We start from the raw sequence: 16,610 nt of genomic DNA on the forward strand, positions 1-16,610 counted from the left end.
CGACGGCTTCCACCAGACGGCATACAGGAATATCAGACATCAAGCGGATCAACCTCCAGTGTCCAGCTCACGCCCGGGGTGGGCAAGCCATACAGTTGTGGCGTCACAGCGCGCAGCCGCTGTTGCAGCGCGGCGCGTGTGGTGGATTGCAGCATCAGCTGTGCACGCTCCCGGCCATTCACCCGCAGCATCAGCGCCGGAACCGGTTCAAACACTTCGACCGTATCGGCCGCCTGCTCGGGCAGCATCAACTGTCGTGCCTGCTGCAGCCACTGCAAGGCCTGCTCGAGCGTACGCGCCTCAGCCCGCAGGATAGCCTGATATGCCAGCGGCGGGAACAGGCATTGCGCCCGTTCTGCCAGCAACTGTGTGGCAAACGCCGGGTAATCATGCTGTGTCAGCGCCACATACAGCGGATGATCCGGGAAAGCCGTCTGCACCAGCACACGGCCCGGCTTGTCCGCCCGACCCGCCCGACCCGCCACCTGCACCAATTGCGCAAACAGCCGCTCACTGGCGCGAAAGTCCGCACTGTACAGGCTGCCATCTGCGCCCACCACCGCCACCAGTGTCAGATTGGGGAAGTCATGCCCTTTGGCCAGCATCTGAGTACCAATCAGAATGTCGGCTTCGCCCGCCACAATCTGTTGCTGCGCCGCTTGCCAGCTGCCTTTACGCCGCATGCTGTCGCGGTCCACCCGCAGCAGGCGCGCATCGGGCAGGGCCTCAGCCAGCGCCGCTTCCAACCGCTGGGTGCCACTGCCCACCGGCTTCAGGTCTTGATTGCCGCAATCCGGGCAGTGCTGCGGCACCGCCTGACCCCACCCGCAATGGTGACACACCAGACGCCGCTCGCCTCGATGCCAGACCAGGCGCGCACTGCAACGGCGGCAGGAGGCCTGCCAGCCGCAGGCATCACAGAACAATACGGGGGCGTAACCGCGCCGATTGAGGAATAACAAGCTCTGCTCGCCACGCTGCAATTGTTGCCGCAGCACCCGTAGCAAGGCTTCGGACAGGCCATCGCGCAGCGGTGCCCGTCGGGTGTCCAGCAGCACCACTTCCGGCAATTGCGCCCCCGCTACGGCGCGCTGTCCCAGCGAGAGCAAGCGATAACGTGCTTGCTGGGCGTTATGCCAGCTTTCCAGCGAAGGCGTGGCCGAGCCCAGCAGCACCTGCACACCGGCCTGCCGTCCGCGCATGACCGCCACATCCCGCGCCGAGTAGCGCAAGCCTTCCTGCTGCTTGTAGGACGCGTCGTGCTCTTCATCCACCACAATCAGCCCCAGCCGGGGCAAGGGCGTGAACACCGCCAGGCGTGTGCCCAGAATCAGGTCCCGCTCACCGGCCTGGCAGGCCAGCCATTCCCGGGCGCGTTCTGCATCACTGACCTCACTGTGCAGGCAAGCGATGCGTGCGGTCGGGAAGCGCTGACGGAAGCGCTGCAGCAGTTGCGGCGTCAGGTTGATTTCCGGCACCAGCACCAGGCCCTGCTGGCCTGCTGCGAGCACCTCGGCCAGCCGCTGCAGATACACTTCGGTTTTGCCACTGCCGGTAATGCCGAACAGGAGCGCGGTCTCAGCCCCCAACTCACGCAAGGCCGCCACGGCATGGCCTTGGTCAGGGGAAAGGGTAGGCCCGTCAGTCGGTGACAGCTCCGGGGCCACGCCCCTGACCGGTTCCAGCCAGCCTTGCGTGAGCCAGTGCTTTAACAATGCAGGAGCACTTGCCCCCATGCTGGCCAGCACCTGCCAGTCGCCACCCTGCTGGAGTGCTTGAAAGAGTTGCCGCTGTAAGCGGGCTTGTGCGGGCAGCGCGGCCAGAGCGGCCTGCCCGGCAGGCGTCAGACATACCTGTTGTGGCATCAACTCGCGCAGCGCTTCGGTTTGCCGCAAGCGCCCCGGCAAGGCGGTGAACAGGGTGGCGCCCAGCGGGTACTGGTAATACTGGCTGCAGAAGGTCAGCAACTGCAGCAACCCCGAGTCCAGCAAAGGCGCCTCATCCAGCAGGGTCATCACCGATTTCAGCCGGGCAGGATCTATCTCGCTGTGTTGATCCAGCGCCATGAGGATTGCCACGCGCTGCCGTCGCCCAAAAGGGACCAGCACGCGGCAGCCCAGGTGGGCTTCGTTCAATCCTTCCGCACGATAATCAAACAGTTGCGGCAGCGGCACATCCAGCGCCACCCGGGCAATCTGCATGCAAGCTCCTGATCCGGTATCCATACCCTTTGCCCATGTCAGGGACTTGGCAGCGAAAGTTAAAGTAAGTTGTGACAAACACCGGCAAACCCTTTACGCAAAAGCGATTTTTGCCTTACCCACAGCTTCTGTGGATAACTATGTGGAAAATACGGGGGCAGCCGGGTCAAGTTTCGAGAACATGCAGGTTACCGACAGGTTGCACATTCTTTAAGCAAAGATTAATTTCTTTATATATCAATAGCTTGCAAAAACACTGAATGTCTTTTGCATGCTTCAGTGTGCTGCACCGCATGACCTGAGCAAACTGTGCATAACTTTGGTCGTGGAACTTAAAATGCCGCACTTTGCAAGAGGGTGAATGCAAAAAAACCTGTTGACATTACCCTCTGGCGCATGACGACTCAGAACAGCGCTGTGACCATTTTACGACAGCTTAAACTGCGGCACGGTGGTAAGCGCGGCTATGCTGCTGTACCGCCTGCACCAGCGCGGTGACATGCTCGGGGCGGGTAAACTGGGAAATACCATGCCCCAAGTTGAACACATGGCCGCTCCCCTGACCGTAGCTGTCCAATAGTCGCATGACTTCACGCTCAATGGCCGCCGGTTGTGCGAACAGGGTGCTCGGGTCCAGATTGCCTTGCAGTGCGACGCGATCCCCCACCCGGCGACGAGCATCGCCGAGGTCTGTGGTCCAGTCCAGCCCCACGGCGTCACACCCGGTATCGGCGATCATCTCCAGCCATTGCCCGCCGCCCTTGGTAAACACAATCACCGGGACTTTGCGCCCCTCTGCTTCACGCGTGAGCCCCGATATGATCTGCTGCATGTAGTGCAAGGAAAATTCCTGATAGGCCGCCTTGGTCAGGGTACCACCCCAGGTATCGAACAGCTGCACCGCCTGTGCCCCGGCTGCAATTTGCGCGTTCAGGTAGGCGGTCACGGCAGTGGCCGTGACCTGCAGGATATGGTGAAACAGGTCTGGCCGGTCATGCAGCATGGTTTTGGTCACCGGGAAGCCATCACTGCTACCACGGCCTTCAACCATATAGCACGCGAGCGTGAACGGGCTGCCCGAGAAGCCAATCAGCGGTACACGGCCTTGCAGCGCCTTGCGAATCTCCCGCACCGCGTCCATTACATAACGCAGTTCCAGCTCCGGATCGGGCGCCTGCAGCTGGCGGATGGCGGCCTCATCCCGCAGCGGGCGTTCAAACCGCGGACCTTCGCCCTCGGCAAAGTACAGGCCCAGCCCCATGGCATCCGGCACGGTCAGAATATCCGAGAACAGAATGGCGGCATCCAGCGCATAGCGCTCCAGCGGCTGCAGGGTGACTTCCGTGGCCAGCGCCGGGTTCTGACACAGCTGCAGAAAGGAGCCAGCCTGCTTGCGGGTAGCACAGTATTCCGGCAGGTAACGCCCCGCCTGCCGCATCAGCCACATCGGCGTCTGATCCACCGGCTGCCGCAGCAGGGCACGCAGGAAACGGTCGTTCTGAAGCACAGCAGTCATGGTGGCGGTCCGTCGTCAGCAAAAAGTGCATTATACCCGATCCCCACTGGCTGCCAGGGCGACCTGCATCAAGCCTTTGCCGCTCATGGCAGCCCCCGTGTTGTGCACTATGGCCGCATCAAGCCCGGACCGTAGCATGTACACCACAGCCTTGGCCGGGGCCTTGCTGCCAGACCGCTGCGTCTGGTGCAGCACACTCAACGGTCGACTATACTTGTTCACATATCCACTGCCGCGGTCTGTGCACTCGTGCCTGCGGCTTTGCCAGATCTATCCGCGACAGGATCATCCGGACATGCGCCTGACCCGTACCTTGCTGGCCGCCAGCTGTCTGCTGGCCTCATCGGCCCTGTTTGCTGCTGGCCATCCGGCCTTGGCCTCTGCGCAACAAATGTTGTCGCGGAAACAGCCAGCAGCCGCCTTCAAATTGCTGGCGCCGCTGGCCCCACAGCTTTCAGGCGACCCCGAATTTGACTATCTGCTCGGCATCGCCGCACTCGACAGCGGCAACCCGACGGAGGCCGTGTTTGCCCTGGAACGGGTGGTCGATACCCAGCCGGACAACCAGCCCGCTCGCCTGGAGCTCGCCCGCGCCCACTTCATGCTGGGCGAGAAAGCTGCTGCTCGTGAGGCCTTCCAGACAGTCAAGGATGCTAACCCGCCCAAAGCAGCGCTCTCAACCATCAACCAGTACCTGAATGCCATAGACGGCCCTGAAGCCGGTAAAACCCGTATCCATGGCTATGTGCAGGCGGGCCTCGGTCGCGACAGCAATGTCAACAGCGCGACCACCATTCAGAAGGTCGCCATCCCGTTGCTGGGCGGTTTGACAGTCAACCTGTCAGATAACAGCCTTGCTCAGCGTGATCGTTATGTCAGCATGGGTGCTGGGTTTGATATCCGTCATAACCTTGATGATGACCTGGTCTGGACCGGCAGCGTGGATGCCCAATGGCGCGAGAATCACCGTTGGGATGCGTTTGACGTTCACGGCCTGACTGCACAGACCGGCCTGACCTGGCTACGTCCGAGCGACAGCTACAGCATGGGGCTGGTGGGGCAAACCTTGCAAGTCGACCACAATAGCTATCGCACCTTGAAGGGCATCAATGGCCAGTGGATCCATGCGCTGGATGCGCAAGCCCAGATTGGCCTGTATGCCCAGCTGGCCCGCCTGCACTACCCCGGCCAGTCCGCGCGCGATGCCAACCGCAGCGTGCTGGGCGCGGCCTACGCCGAACAGCTGGACGATGACAGCATGATGTACAGCAGCGTCTATCTGGGGCGTGAAGCCGTCCGGAACGGCAACTACCCGCAGCTGGGGCACAAACTGTTTGGCTTCCGGCTAGGCGGCGAGTGGAATCTGCGCCCGGACCTCAAGCTGTTCATTCAGAGCAGCCTTGAGCGCCGCCGCTACGGCGGACAGGAAAGCCTGTTCAAGAGTAGCCGCCGTGACCGGCAGCTGGACCTGCGTATTGGCCTCAGCTATACCCCGATCAAAAACCTGACCCTGACCCCTTCGCTGAGCTGGACACGTAGCCGCTCCAACATCGGCATACACGATTATCGACGCACTCAGGCTGATCTGACCGTGCGTTATGACTTTGAGTGATAGCGAGGTTTGCCATGACCCCACGCGTGTTTACCCTCACCCGAACCTCTGCAGCGCTCTTGATTGCTGGTTTGTTGCCACTCCACCTCTGGGCCGCTGCAGGCAAAGTGGAATTTGTCAGCGGTGAGGTCATTGCCACGGGCAGCAACGGCCAAACCCGTACGCTGAGCCGAGGCAGCGAACTGGATGTCGCTGACCTGATCAATACCCAGAATGGCCGGATACAGGTGCGATTTACCGACGGGGGCTATGTGTCGCTGGCCCCGCGCACCCAGTTCAAGATCACCCAATACAAGTTCAACGGCAAAAATGATGGCGAGGAGCAAGGTTTCTTCAGCCTGTTCCGCGGCAGCATGCGCACCGTGACTGGCTTGATTGGCAAGGGGCGGCGTGAAGCCTACCAGGTGACCACGCCGACGGCCACCATCGGCATCCGTGGCACAGAATACACGGCAGAGCAAACGGATGGTTTAAAAGTCGCTGTGGCCAAAGGTTCAGTGGTGGTGACCAATGAAGTCGCCGATGTCGTACTGCAACCGGGCGAAAGTGTGTTCATAGACGGCCCAAAGACGCAGCCCAAGCCAGTAGAGAAAAGTGCCATCGTCGTTAGCCAGCAGGAAGACGAACAAACTCTGCCGGAAGACAGCAAGCCGCTGGATAATCAGCTGATTACCGGTAATGCGGTCGACAGCAATGGCAACAGCACCATCAAGCTGCCCTCCATGAGTGATGGCTCGGGATACCGGGTGAATTATTCCTATGTCAACCCGGGCTCGCCCAGTTATGGCACACCCCAGCTAGGTTCTGCCAGCAGCAGTACAGCGACGTTCAGTGACAGTGGCACCAAATTGACCACTTTTACCGATCTAAGCAATACCACTAATACCGGTACGACGACGGTTCTTGATGCTGGCAACAACAGCATCCTGGGCTGGGGGCGCTGGACCAATGGCTCAACCAGTGGAACCGGGCTGTTGGCCAGTCAATCCTATAGTGGTGCAACTCAAGCATTTCACTACATCGTCGGGCAGCCCACCGCTGCAGGCAGCATGCCCAGCACCGGCAGCTATACCTACAGCCTGATGGGCTCCACCACGCCCACCGCCAGCACTGGCTTGACCAGCAACAGTTTCAGTGGGTCTCTCAGTGTGGATTTCGGCCTCAATCAGGTCAAGCTGACCGGCTCCATCACCTCGGGGGCCAATACTTATAGCTTTATCGCCCCAAACTCTGGCTCGCTGACCAACGTGTTTTCGATCAGCAGCAGCAACCCCGGCGGTAGTTGTGCGGGGTGCACGTTCAATGGCGACGGCTTCTTTGCAGGCAACGCTGCGCAAAATGTTGGCCTCAGCTACAAACTGGATATTGTCGGGAACTGGCTGAACGGCGTCGCCGCCTTCCAGCAGTAACCGTGTCCATACAGCAGCAAGCTGCACGCCGAGCTGAGCAGCTGCTGGCGGAGAATCGCCCGTCCAAGGCTGCGCGGGTGCTGCAGGCGGCGGCAGATAGTAGCGCTCCTGCCCCCTACTGGCTGTTGCTCGGCCACGCGCTGCGGCTGGCCGGGGAGCCCCTGCCGGCTTGGGAGGCGTTGCAGTGTGCCTTGCACCGGGATAACAGCCTATTGCCGGCCCGGCTGGCAGGGTTGCAGGCTTTGAGTGAGGCCGGGCAGCTCACTCAAGCGCTACACCTCTGCCAGCAATGGTGCACTGAATTTCCGGATAGCCCAGACCTGCACACCGCACAGGCATGGCTGCTACGCAGCCTGCAACAAACGGATGCCGCGCTGACACTCTATCGGCACACCTTGGAGCGCTGGCCCGCGCACCTGCCCGCCCGTGAAAAAGCCTGCTTGTTGCTGCAACAACAAGGCCAGCTCTTCGCTGCGCTGGCCTTGGCGGATGACGGCCCTGACGACCTGCCCCACCGGCTGCTTCAAGCCGAATGTCTGCTGGCAACCGGGCAAGCGCAGCAGGCCGTAGCACGCCTCAGCCAAACAGACACCGATACGCCGCCAGAACCGCTTCGACTCGCCCTGCTGGGCATCGCTGCCGCTTGTGCGGGCGATATGGATACAGCCGGGCATGCTTTCAGCCAGGCCCCGGAGACTGCCCGTCAGGCCATTGCCAAGCGGGCGCCGGGCTGGAGTGCCCAGCAATGCGAGCAAGCCCGCCTGCTCCCGGAAACGCTGGCCCTGCACTACCTGAACGAGCAACGCTGTCATGCCAGCTGGCACGACCCCGCCCACTGCGCCCCGCTGGCGCTGGACACCCTGCCCGCGCCGCTGGGCGACCCACCGGACAACGTGCTGTGGTTTCAGGCGCTGTGGCGACCGCATGACCGCATGACCCTGCGTGAGCGTGCAGAAGCACTGGCTGCCCGCCTGCCTGCAACGCCGGTACGACAGGCAAACACTGCGCGTGCCGATGGCCCCTATCGTATCGGCCTGCTGAGTGCAGACTGGTGCCCGCACCCGGCCCCCCGCCTGATCCTGCCGCTACTGCGCCATGCCAGCCCGCGCGTACGCTATATCCGCTACGCCAGCGCGCCGCCTGTGGCCTACCCGCCGGTTGTCGCCATGCAGGCACACGCCCCGCTGGTCGACCTGTCGCGGTTGAGCGACCTGCACGCCGCCCAGCGCATTGCCGCAGACCAGCTGGACCTGCTGATCGACCTCAGCGGCTGGACCTCACAGTTTCGCCCAGCCCTGCTCAAGCACCGCCCGGCCCCCCGCCAGCTGGGCTGGCTTGGCTACTTCAGCACCTGCGGCGGTGCCGGGCTGGACCATGTGCTGCTGGACCCGATCATGGCCCCGCAAGGCGAAGACCGCTACTGGTGGGAAACCCTGCTGCGCATGCCGGAAACCCTGTGGCTGTATGACGACCAGCAAGCCATCGCCGCCACCCCCAGCCGCAGCGAACTGGGCCTGCCCGAGCAGGGCTTCGTATTTTGCAGCATCCATTCCGACTACAAACTGGACCCGACCCTCTTCGCCGCCTGGATGCAGCTGCTGCACGCGGTGCCCGGCAGCGTGCTATGGCAAACCCCGCGCCTGCCCGCCGTGGCAGAACACCTGCGGCGGGAAGCCAAGCGGCATGGCATCCCGCCAGAGCGACTGATCTTCAGCCCTTACGAGCCGGACCTGCCTCGCTATCTAGCCCGCTACCACCAAGCGGATCTCTTCCTCGACACCGCCTGCTGCAACACCGGCACTACCCTGCTCGATGCCCTCTATAGCGGCCTGCCCACCCTCACCCTGTGCGGCAACACCCCCTCCACCCGCAAAGGCGCCAGCATCCTGCACGCCCTCGGCCTGGATACGCTGATCTGCCACAGTCTGGCAGACTACAGCGCGCGAGCACTGCAGCTGGCCCGCGAGCCACAAGGGCTGGCCGCGCTACGCCAGCAGGTACAACACGCGCGCCAGCGCCCGCCGCTCAACAGCCGCCTGCAAGCCCAGCAGCTAGAGAACATGTGGTGCCATGTAATTGAGACCTGCCCCGCGCACTAGCGCACAGGACCTGGCCGCACAGACACCTCACGCCGAAGCCGCAGGCTCTCGCCCTTCCAGCAGCGCCACATCGCCCAGCTGGTCCCCCACCCGGTGCGACAAATGGCGAAACACCGCCAACCGCACCTCCGCCGCATCCGCCCGCCCCAGCTCCTCCACCAGATGCGTCTGCGCCTCATAGTGCAGTACCAGCAAGCCGCGCAGCTTCTCAAAAGCGGAAGCATGCCCATTGCAAACACTCAGGTCATTCGCCAGCACCCGATCAATCATCCCCGGCTCCAGCAACCGCACCTGACTCATCACGCACAACTGCACGATCTCCAGATCAATCGCCTCCACCGTCTCCGCCCACCGCTCATGGCTAAACCGCTGTTTGCTGAGACTCATCGCACCCCCACATGAAAATATTGCATCGCAACATATCGCTTACTTTACTGTGCTAGCGTGGGAATGCCAACACCGCTTGAGGAAATCTGCACGCTAGCAGCGGAACCTGATCAAAAGGATAGGCGGAGTTGCGCCTACTGAGCTTGAGAGCATGTAGGCACGCGCAAGGCGTGAGTCGAGAGTAGTACGTCGGCAATCGCCCTGACACTCGGGATCGGCATTCTTTTGGAGAAGATCAAACAGGCCAAGTCAACTAAAAATGTCAATGGCATTTTTATACCCATGCGAGGCACCCGATAGTGGGTGCACGTAGCGTACTCAATACCGAGCGTACACGGTAAAATCGGTTTCTGCGCAGTGATAATTTATGATCCGAAATAGGACCAACAAAGCACATCATGCAGCCTTTTTCAATCACCCTGTTTGCTACCACCGGTGACCCTGAGGGTATTCGCCATGTCGACAAATCTAACTGGTCAGGCTACGGCGTAGTGTTCAACCGGGAACTATTTCATCAACTGAAACAAGAGCCCGGCTTTTCTCAGGCAGGTGTTTATATTCTTGTAGGCAACGCCGCTGAGGAGACCATCTATATCGGTGAGGCCGATCCGGTCGGGGATCGGCTCAAGAATCACGTCTCGAACAAGGAAGGATGGGTCTGGGGCGTTTACTTTTTTGACCGAAACCACAAGATTGGAAAAACGGAAGTTCAGTATCTCGAATCGGCACTGGTGACGCTGGCCAAGAAGCATGGTCGCGCAATTCTGTTAAACAAGAATAGTCCTACCTCACCAACGATGGCTCCTGCAGCAAAGGCAACGGCACAGGCCTTCCTAGCAGACATGCTGTTGATCTTGCCAATGCTTGGGATCAACGCGTTCACACCACCGAAGCAAGAAGATCCGCTCGATCAAGTACAACCAGTCGGGGCAGAAAGCGATAAGTTCGACACCATCGTTGTCCCTGCTCGTGAGGAAGGATTCAAACAACGTTTCTTGAACGAAAACTGCTGGTTTGCGGTTCGGATCAATGCGAAGCACATCTCAAAACTGAAGTACATCGCGGCTTATCAGGTTGCCCCTGTTGCCGCCATTACTCACATTGCCGAGGTCGAAACCATTGTTCCGTATAACGATACGGGTAAATACATGATTCGATTCAAGGGGCCAGCCACAGCGGTCTCCCCTATACCACGTTTGGAAAATAGCGAGATCAATATGCAGTCCCCACGGTACGCACTGCGCGAAAAGCTCGCTGCAGCTCTGGCGCTTGATCAGATTTGGAAGTAGCCAAAGTGATTTCCATCATAACAAGAAGCCCCGCAAAAGCGGGGCTTCTTGTTGGCAGCACAATGGGAATGGTACGACATAAATGAAAAACTAACTGTCACCCGATGGGCTAACCCTCAATCCCAGCTCAACGCCCCACCCGACTGATACTCGGTGACGCGGGTTTCGAAGAAGTTCTTTTCTTTCTTCAGGTCGATCATTTCGCTCATCCACGGGAAGGGGTTGGTTTCGCCGGGGAAGAGGGGGTCGAGGCCGATTTGCTGCATGCGGCGGTTGGCGATGAAGCGCAGGTATTCCTTGAACATGCCGGCATTGAGGCCGAGCACGCCGCGTGGCATGGTGTCTTCGGCGTAGGCGTATTCCAGGTCTACAGCTTTCTTGAACAGCTCCACCAGCTCGGCCTTGAAGCTGTCGGTCCACAGGTGCGGGTTTTCCAGCTTGATGGTGTTGATGAGGTCGATGCCAAAATTGCAGTGCATGGATTCGTCGCGCAGGATGTACTGGTACTGCTCCGCAGCACCGGTCATCTTGTTCTGGCGGCCGAGGGCGAGGATCTGCACAAAGCCCACATAGAAGAACAGGCCTTCCATGATGCAGGCGAACACGATCAGCGATTTGAGCAGTTGCTGGTCGGTGGCCGGGGTGCCGGTCTTGAATTCCGGGTTGGTCAGCGCGTCGATGAAGGGGATCAGGAATTCATCCTTGTCGCGGATGGATTTGATCTCGTGGTAGGCGTTGAACACTTCGCCTTCGTCCAGCCCCAGCGATTCGACGATGTACTGGTAGGCGTGGGTGTGGATGGCCTCTTCAAACGCTTGCCGCAGCAGGAACTGGCGGCATTCTGGCGCGGTGATCTGGCGGTAGGTGCCGAGTACAATATTGTTGGCGGCCAGGCTGTCGGCGGTGACGAAGAAGCCGAGGTTGCGCTTGACCAGGCGGCGCTCGTCTTCGGTCAGGCCGTTCGGGCTTTTCCACAGCTCGATATCGCGCTGCATGTTCACTTCCTGCGGCATCCAGTGGTTGGCGCAGGTGGCGAGGTATTTTTCCCAAGCCCATTTGTACTTGAACGGTACCAGCTGGTTGACGTCGGTCTGGCCGTTGATGATGCGCTTGTCGACGGCGTTGACGCGGTTGGAAGCCCCGCCGCTCAGCAGGCTGCTGGCGGCCACCGGCTCGGCGGCATAGACCGGGGCCGGGTCGGGCCGAGGCGTCGCGGCAGCTTGCGGCGCAGCGGGTTTGCTCGGGCTTGCCACTTCGTCATCCCAGTTCAGCATGGTGGTCTTTCCTTTATCTCTCTAAGCCGGTGGCGCGCGGCGCCACCCTCGGTTCATTCAGTCTGCAGGACAGGGCTGCAGTTTGGACAGGCGGCGGGGGAGCTTGTTGCAGCCCGCCGCCAGACGGTCAGCCATCGCCACCACCGCTGCCACAGCGGCAGGGGGCGAGGGTGCCGCAGTCACTGGCAGCTTTCGCAGTCCGGGTTGTCGATGCTGCAGAATTTCACGTCAGACGCCGGTTCACTCACCGATTGCGCAGCGGCAATGGCGGTGGCGGCCTGGGCGGCGGCGGATACGCCACCACTCACCGGCACCGCATTCAGCTCACCGCCCTGGCCGGTGGACTTCTCGGCGGAGGTGGCGGCCAGCGTGCGCAGGTAGTAGGTGGTTTTCAGGCCCTTGACCCAGGCGAACTTGTAGAGGTCGTCCAGCTTCTTGCCAGAGGCGCCGGCCACATACAGGTTGAGCGATTGTGCCTGGTCCAGCCACTTCTGGCGGCGGCTGGCGGCTTCCACCAGCCACTTCGGGTCCACTTCAAATGCGGTGGCGTACAGCGCACGCAGATTGGCCGGGATGCGGTCGATCCGGCCCAGCGAGCCATCAAAGTACTTGAGGTCAGCCACCATCACTTCGTCCCACAGGCCGGCGGCCTTGAGGTCGCGCACCAGATAGTCGTTGACCACGGTGAACTCGCCGGACAGGTTGGATTTGACGAACAGGTTCTGGTAGGTCGGCTCGATCGACGCGGACACGCCCACGATGTTGGAAATGGTCGCGGTCGGGGCAATGGCCAGGCAGTTGGAGTTGCGCATGCCGTACTGCTTGACGCGCTCACGCAGTGCGTCCCAGTTCATGCGTTGCGAACGGTCTACCTCCAGGTAGCCGCCGCGTGCTTCGGCCAGCAGGTCGAGCGAGTCGAGCGGCAGGATGCCACGGTCCCACAGGCTGCCTTGGTAGGAGTGGTAGCGGCCCCGCTCCTGCGCCAGCTCGGTGGATGCCCAGTAGGCGTAGTAGGCCAGTGCTTCCATCGAGCGGTCGGCGAACTCGACGGCCTCTTCCGAGCCATACGGCACGCGCAATTCAAACAGGCATTCCTGGAACGACATCAGGCCCAGACCCACCGGACGGTGGCGCAGGTTGGCATTGCGTGCCTTCTTCACCGGGTAGAAGTTGATGTCGATCACGTTGTCCAGCATGCGCATGGCGGTCTTCACCGTGCGCTTGAGCTTGTCATGGTCGAGCACTTTGCTGCCGGTACCGTCGTCCTTCAGGTGCGCCAGCAGGTTGACCGAGCCGAGGTTACACACGGCAATCTCGTTGTCATTGGTGTTGAGGGTGATCTCGGTGCACAGGTTGGAGCTGTGTACCACGCCCACGTGCTGCTGCGGGCTGCGCACATTGCACGGATCCTTGAAGGTGATCCACGGATGGCCGGTTTCAAACAGCATGGTCAGCATCTTGCGCCACAGGGTGAGCGCTGGAATCTTCTTGTGCACGCGCATTTCGCCGCGCTCGGCCTTGGCTTCGTAGGCGGTGTAGGCTTCTTCAAACGCGAGGCCAAACTTGTCGTGCAGGTCCGGTGCTTCTGACGGGCTGAACAGGGTCCAGTCTGCGCCTTCCATCACGCGCTTCATGAACAGGTCCGGCACCCAGTTGGCGGTGTTCATGTCGTGGGTGCGGCGGCGGTCATCACCGGTGTTCTTGCGCAGCTCGAGGAATTCTTCCACGTCGGCGTGCCAAGTTTCCAGATAGGCGCAGACTGCACCCTTGCGCTTGCCGCCCTGGTTGACGGCCACGGCGGTGTCGTTCACCACCTTGAGGAAAGGCACCACCCCTTGCGACTTGCCATTGGTGCCCTTGATGTGGCTGCCCAGCGCCCGCACCGGGGTCCAGTCATTGCCCAGGCCACCGGCAAACTTGGACAGCAGCGCGTTTTCCTTGATGCCCTCGTAGATGCCATCCAGATCGTCGGCGATGGTGGTCAGGTAGCAGCTGGACAGCTGGCTGTGCAGGGTGCCGGAGTTGAACAGCGTCGGGGTGGATGACATGAAGTCGAACTTCGACAGCACTTCATAGAATTCGATGGTGCGGGTTTCGCGGTCGATTTCGTTGATGGCCAGGCCCATCGCCACCCGCATGAAGAAAGCTTGCGGCATTTCGATACGGCGACCGTGTACGTGCAGGAAGTAGCGGTCGTACAAGGTCTGCAGGCCGAGGTAGCCAAACTGGTAATCGCGGTGCGCGTCCAGCGCGGCGCCCAGGCGGGCGAGGTCAAACTGGGCCAGACGCGGGTCCAGCAGCTCAGCTTCAATACCTTGTTTGATGTAACGCGGGAAGTAGTCGACATAGCGCTCGGCCATTTCCTGCTGGCTCAGCTCTTCGCCGATGATTTCGCGGCGGATGGTGTTCAGCAGCAGGCGGGCGGTCACATAGTTGTAGGCCGGGTCTTGCTCGATCATGGCACGGGCGGCCAGCACCAGCGACTTGCGCACTTCGTCCGCCGGGACCCCGTCGTACAGGTTCTTCAGGGTTTCGGCCAGCAGGTGTTCCACGTCCACCACCGATTCGTAGCCTTCGGCGGCCGAGTCGAGCAAGGCGCGCAGCTTTTTCAGGTCCAGCGGGCTGCGGCTGCCATTGGTTTCCACCACGTGGATGGTGGCATGTGCTTCCGTGTCCGGCTTGGCGGCACGCTCGGCCTTGCGCTGCTCGCGGTACAGCACGTAGGCGCGGGCCACGTCATGCTCGCCGGAACGCATCAGCGACAGTTCGACCTGATCCTGGATGTCTTCAATGTGGATAGCGCCACCATCCGGCTTGCGGCGCATCAGGGCGTTCACCACCGATTGCGTCAACTGCTCCACCAGCTCGCGCACGCGGGCGCTGGCCGCAGCCTGGCTGCCATGGGTGGCGATGAAAGCTTTGGTCATGGCCACGGAAATCTTCACCGGCTCAAAAGCCACCACATCCCCGTTACGGCGGATCGTCTTGTACTGGGCGTAGGCTGCGTTCATGTCTGCCTCCGGACTGAGCGGGGTGGATGCGGTGGATTCTGCGACGGTTTGCATGCGTAGGCTCCTGATGGCGCACGAAAAACAGCCCGCCGGAACACGTCTCAAAAGGTGTGGGCAAGCTGTGGATAATCTGTGGGAATCCACTATATCTAGTGGAGACCCTGCTTTGATGTCACAAATTCTAGTAGCCTGAGCCGCTTCGCGCAAGCTTGATTTTTCGCCGCAATGCGGTATAGAGGGCCGCCCCGTTATGCCAACGGCCTGAGAAATCCGATGGTTGCTAGTGTGCCCCGCAACACGACGCGCAGTGCATTTCTGCTACACTGCTCCCGCCCCTCCGATAACCCCATGCCGCGTACGGCTACGACGGCCCCGCATGACACTTCTCCACTCGACATCATGAAAAATACCGCCACCCTGTTGATCAGCAGCCCCGACCACAAAGGGCTGGTCGCCGCGATTGCCGACTTTCTCTATCAGCACAACGCCAACATCCTGCACGCGGATCAACACCAGGACGCACAGGAAAACCTGTTTCTGATGCGGGTGGAGTGGGATCTGGAGGAATTCACCCTGCCGCTGGAGCAGTTTGCAGAGGCGTTCGCCCCGATTGCCGAGCGGCATCAGCTGGACTGGCGGCTGGAAGATGGCCGGCGGCGCAGCCGGATGGCGATTTTTGTGTCCCGCTTTGACCACTGCCTGGTGGACCTGCTGTACCGCCACCAGAGTGGCGAGCTGCCCTGCGACATTCCGCTGATCATCAGCAACCATGAGGATACCCGCCGGCTGGCCGAGTTCTACGGCATCCCCTTTGTGGTGATCCCGGTCAATGGTGACAACAAGGCAGAGGCCGAAGCCGAGCAGCAGCGCCTGCTGGACGCACACCAGATCGACCTGATCGTGCTGGCCCGCTATATGCAGGTGCTCTCCACCGAGTTCTGCGCCCGTTACCCGCAGCGCATCATCAACATCCACCACAGTTTCCTGCCCGCCTTCCATGGCGCCCGCCCCTATCATCGTGCCTTTGAGCGCGGGGTGAAACTGATCGGCGCCACCGGCCACTATGTGACAGAGATCCTGGATGATGGCCCCATCATTGAGCAGGATGTGGCTCGCATCAGCCACCGTGATGCGATTGACGACCTGCTGCAGAAAGGCCGCGACCTGGAAAAGGTGGTGCTGTCGCGTGCGGTGCGCTGGCATCTGGATCACCGGGTACTGGTCTACAAGAACAAGACCGTGGTGTTTGATTGATTGCTCGCCTGACCGCCCGCCTGCATCAGCTGTGGGACGATTGCGCCCACCTGCTGCTGGGGCGCCCCCTGCTGCCCTGGCCTTATCACTGGCAGCATGGCGAGCTGCTGCTGGTTCTGTGGCTGCTGGGGGTGGTCAATACCAATCCGGCACCTGAGTTTGTCGCCGGGCCTGTGCTGCGGGTACTGTTTTTCAGTGGCACATATCTGCTGAGCAACCTGCTGCTGGCGCGCGTACTGTGGCAGGTGTTGCGGCGCATGGTCCCCGGTCTGCCGTGGCTGGCCTGTCTCACCGTGCTGGTGATGGGCAGCCTGCCGGATGCCCTGATGCCCTTGCTACGGCAGCTGGGCGCCGCCGGTGCGGCGCTGAGCGATTTGCTGTCCTTGTATTGCCTGTTTGCCATCCTGCGCGGGCTGCGTCAGCTGACTGGTGCGCCCTGGTTGTGGCTATCCCTGCTGGGTGCCGCTGGCTGGCTCTCTGCACAAGCTGTGTTTATACTCAGTTTGCATACCGGGATTACCCTGGGCTGGATTCTGCCTCCTGCAAGTTGAGATCATC

The 16,610-nt window shown here is 61.1% G+C and carries 11 protein-coding genes; 6 read left to right on the top strand and 5 right to left on the bottom strand.

Annotated elements, in window-relative coordinates; genetic code table 11:
- Positions 1 to 32 precede the first annotated feature (32 nt).
- Complete coding sequence (locus ACE3O2_RS10305; protein WP_374337202.1) at positions 33 to 2,201, bottom strand: primosomal protein N'; 2,169 nt, start codon at positions 2,199 to 2,201, stop codon at positions 33 to 35.
- 436 nt (positions 2,202 to 2,637) lie between these two features.
- On the bottom strand, positions 2,638 to 3,717 hold the full coding sequence (hemE, locus tag ACE3O2_RS10310) for a uroporphyrinogen decarboxylase (protein WP_374337204.1): 1,080 nt from the start codon (positions 3,715 to 3,717) through the stop codon (positions 2,638 to 2,640).
- Between the two features lie 295 nt (positions 3,718 to 4,012).
- Here hemE and ACE3O2_RS10315 point away from each other — a divergent pair, with 295 nt between their 5' ends.
- Genes ACE3O2_RS10315 through ACE3O2_RS10325 form a run of 3 tightly spaced genes read left to right on the top strand, consistent with a single transcriptional unit; the run spans position 4,013 to position 8,837 of the window.
- Complete coding sequence (locus ACE3O2_RS10315) at positions 4,013 to 5,329, top strand: surface lipoprotein assembly modifier (protein ID WP_374337206.1); 1,317 nt, start codon at positions 4,013 to 4,015, stop codon at positions 5,327 to 5,329.
- A 14-nt stretch (positions 5,330 to 5,343) separates the two neighbouring features.
- On the top strand, positions 5,344 to 6,738 hold the full coding sequence (locus tag ACE3O2_RS10320) for a FecR domain-containing protein (RefSeq protein ID WP_374337208.1): 1,395 nt from the start codon (positions 5,344 to 5,346) through the stop codon (positions 6,736 to 6,738).
- 2 nt (positions 6,739 to 6,740) lie between these two features.
- Positions 6,741 to 8,837: a hypothetical protein gene (locus tag ACE3O2_RS10325; protein ID WP_374337210.1), complete on the top strand. Its 2,097-nt coding sequence runs from the start codon at positions 6,741 to 6,743 to the stop codon at positions 8,835 to 8,837.
- A gap of 27 nt (positions 8,838 to 8,864) precedes the next feature.
- Here ACE3O2_RS10325 and ACE3O2_RS10330 read toward each other — a convergent pair whose 3' ends face one another.
- The gene (locus ACE3O2_RS10330; RefSeq protein ID WP_374337212.1) at positions 8,865 to 9,224 is read right to left on the bottom strand and encodes a hypothetical protein; all 360 of its coding nucleotides are present in this window, start codon (positions 9,222 to 9,224) and stop codon (positions 8,865 to 8,867) included.
- 398 nt (positions 9,225 to 9,622) lie between these two features.
- On the opposite strand from ACE3O2_RS10330, the gene ACE3O2_RS10335 reads away from it, so the two are divergent.
- Positions 9,623 to 10,513: a GIY-YIG nuclease family protein gene (locus ACE3O2_RS10335; protein WP_374337214.1), complete on the top strand. Its 891-nt coding sequence runs from the start codon at positions 9,623 to 9,625 to the stop codon at positions 10,511 to 10,513.
- 116 nt (positions 10,514 to 10,629) lie between these two features.
- On the opposite strand, the gene ACE3O2_RS10340 is transcribed toward ACE3O2_RS10335, so the two are convergent.
- Positions 10,630 to 11,787, bottom strand: coding sequence for a ribonucleotide-diphosphate reductase subunit beta (locus tag ACE3O2_RS10340; protein ID WP_374337216.1), 1,158 nt, complete (start codon positions 11,785 to 11,787; stop codon positions 10,630 to 10,632).
- A 179-nt stretch (positions 11,788 to 11,966) separates the two neighbouring features.
- Entirely contained in the window at positions 11,967 to 14,852 is a 2,886-nt protein-coding gene (locus ACE3O2_RS10345; protein ID WP_168877974.1) for a ribonucleoside-diphosphate reductase subunit alpha, read from the bottom strand.
- Between the two features lie 345 nt (positions 14,853 to 15,197).
- Here ACE3O2_RS10345 and purU point away from each other — a divergent pair, with 345 nt between their 5' ends.
- The gene (gene purU / locus ACE3O2_RS10350) at positions 15,198 to 16,052 is read left to right on the top strand and encodes a formyltetrahydrofolate deformylase (RefSeq protein ID WP_168877975.1); all 855 of its coding nucleotides are present in this window, start codon (positions 15,198 to 15,200) and stop codon (positions 16,050 to 16,052) included.
- On the top strand, positions 16,049 to 16,603 hold the full coding sequence (locus ACE3O2_RS10355; RefSeq protein ID WP_374337218.1) for a hypothetical protein: 555 nt from the start codon (positions 16,049 to 16,051) through the stop codon (positions 16,601 to 16,603). The genes purU and ACE3O2_RS10355 overlap by 4 nt, the downstream gene beginning before the upstream one ends.
- The last annotated feature ends 7 nt before the right edge of the window (positions 16,604 to 16,610 follow it).

It is taken from the genome of Leeia sp. (assembly GCF_041909055.1).
In the GTDB taxonomy this organism is placed as follows: Bacteria; Pseudomonadota; Gammaproteobacteria; order Burkholderiales; family Leeiaceae; genus Leeia; species Leeia aquatica.

What these genes read in the sequence shown, in the direction of transcription:
- ACE3O2_RS10305 (WP_374337202.1), bottom strand. Translation starts at nt 2,201, where the DNA reads ATGCAGATTGCCCGGGTGGCGCTGGATGTGCCGCTGCCGCAACTGTTT.
- hemE (WP_374337204.1), bottom strand. Translation starts at nt 3,717, where the DNA reads ATGACTGCTGTGCTTCAGAACGACCGTTTCCTGCGTGCCCTGCTGCGG.
- ACE3O2_RS10315 (WP_374337206.1), top strand. Translation starts at nt 4,013, where the DNA reads ATGCGCCTGACCCGTACCTTGCTGGCCGCCAGCTGTCTGCTGGCCTCA.
- ACE3O2_RS10320 (WP_374337208.1), top strand. Translation starts at nt 5,344, where the DNA reads ATGACCCCACGCGTGTTTACCCTCACCCGAACCTCTGCAGCGCTCTTG.
- ACE3O2_RS10330 (WP_374337212.1), bottom strand. Translation starts at nt 9,224, where the DNA reads ATGAGTCTCAGCAAACAGCGGTTTAGCCATGAGCGGTGGGCGGAGACG.
- ACE3O2_RS10335 (WP_374337214.1), top strand. Translation starts at nt 9,623, where the DNA reads ATGCAGCCTTTTTCAATCACCCTGTTTGCTACCACCGGTGACCCTGAG.
- ACE3O2_RS10340 (WP_374337216.1), bottom strand. Translation starts at nt 11,787, where the DNA reads ATGCTGAACTGGGATGACGAAGTGGCAAGCCCGAGCAAACCCGCTGCG.
- ACE3O2_RS10345 (WP_168877974.1), bottom strand. Translation starts at nt 14,852, where the DNA reads ATGCAAACCGTCGCAGAATCCACCGCATCCACCCCGCTCAGTCCGGAG.
- purU (WP_168877975.1), top strand. Translation starts at nt 15,198, where the DNA reads ATGAAAAATACCGCCACCCTGTTGATCAGCAGCCCCGACCACAAAGGG.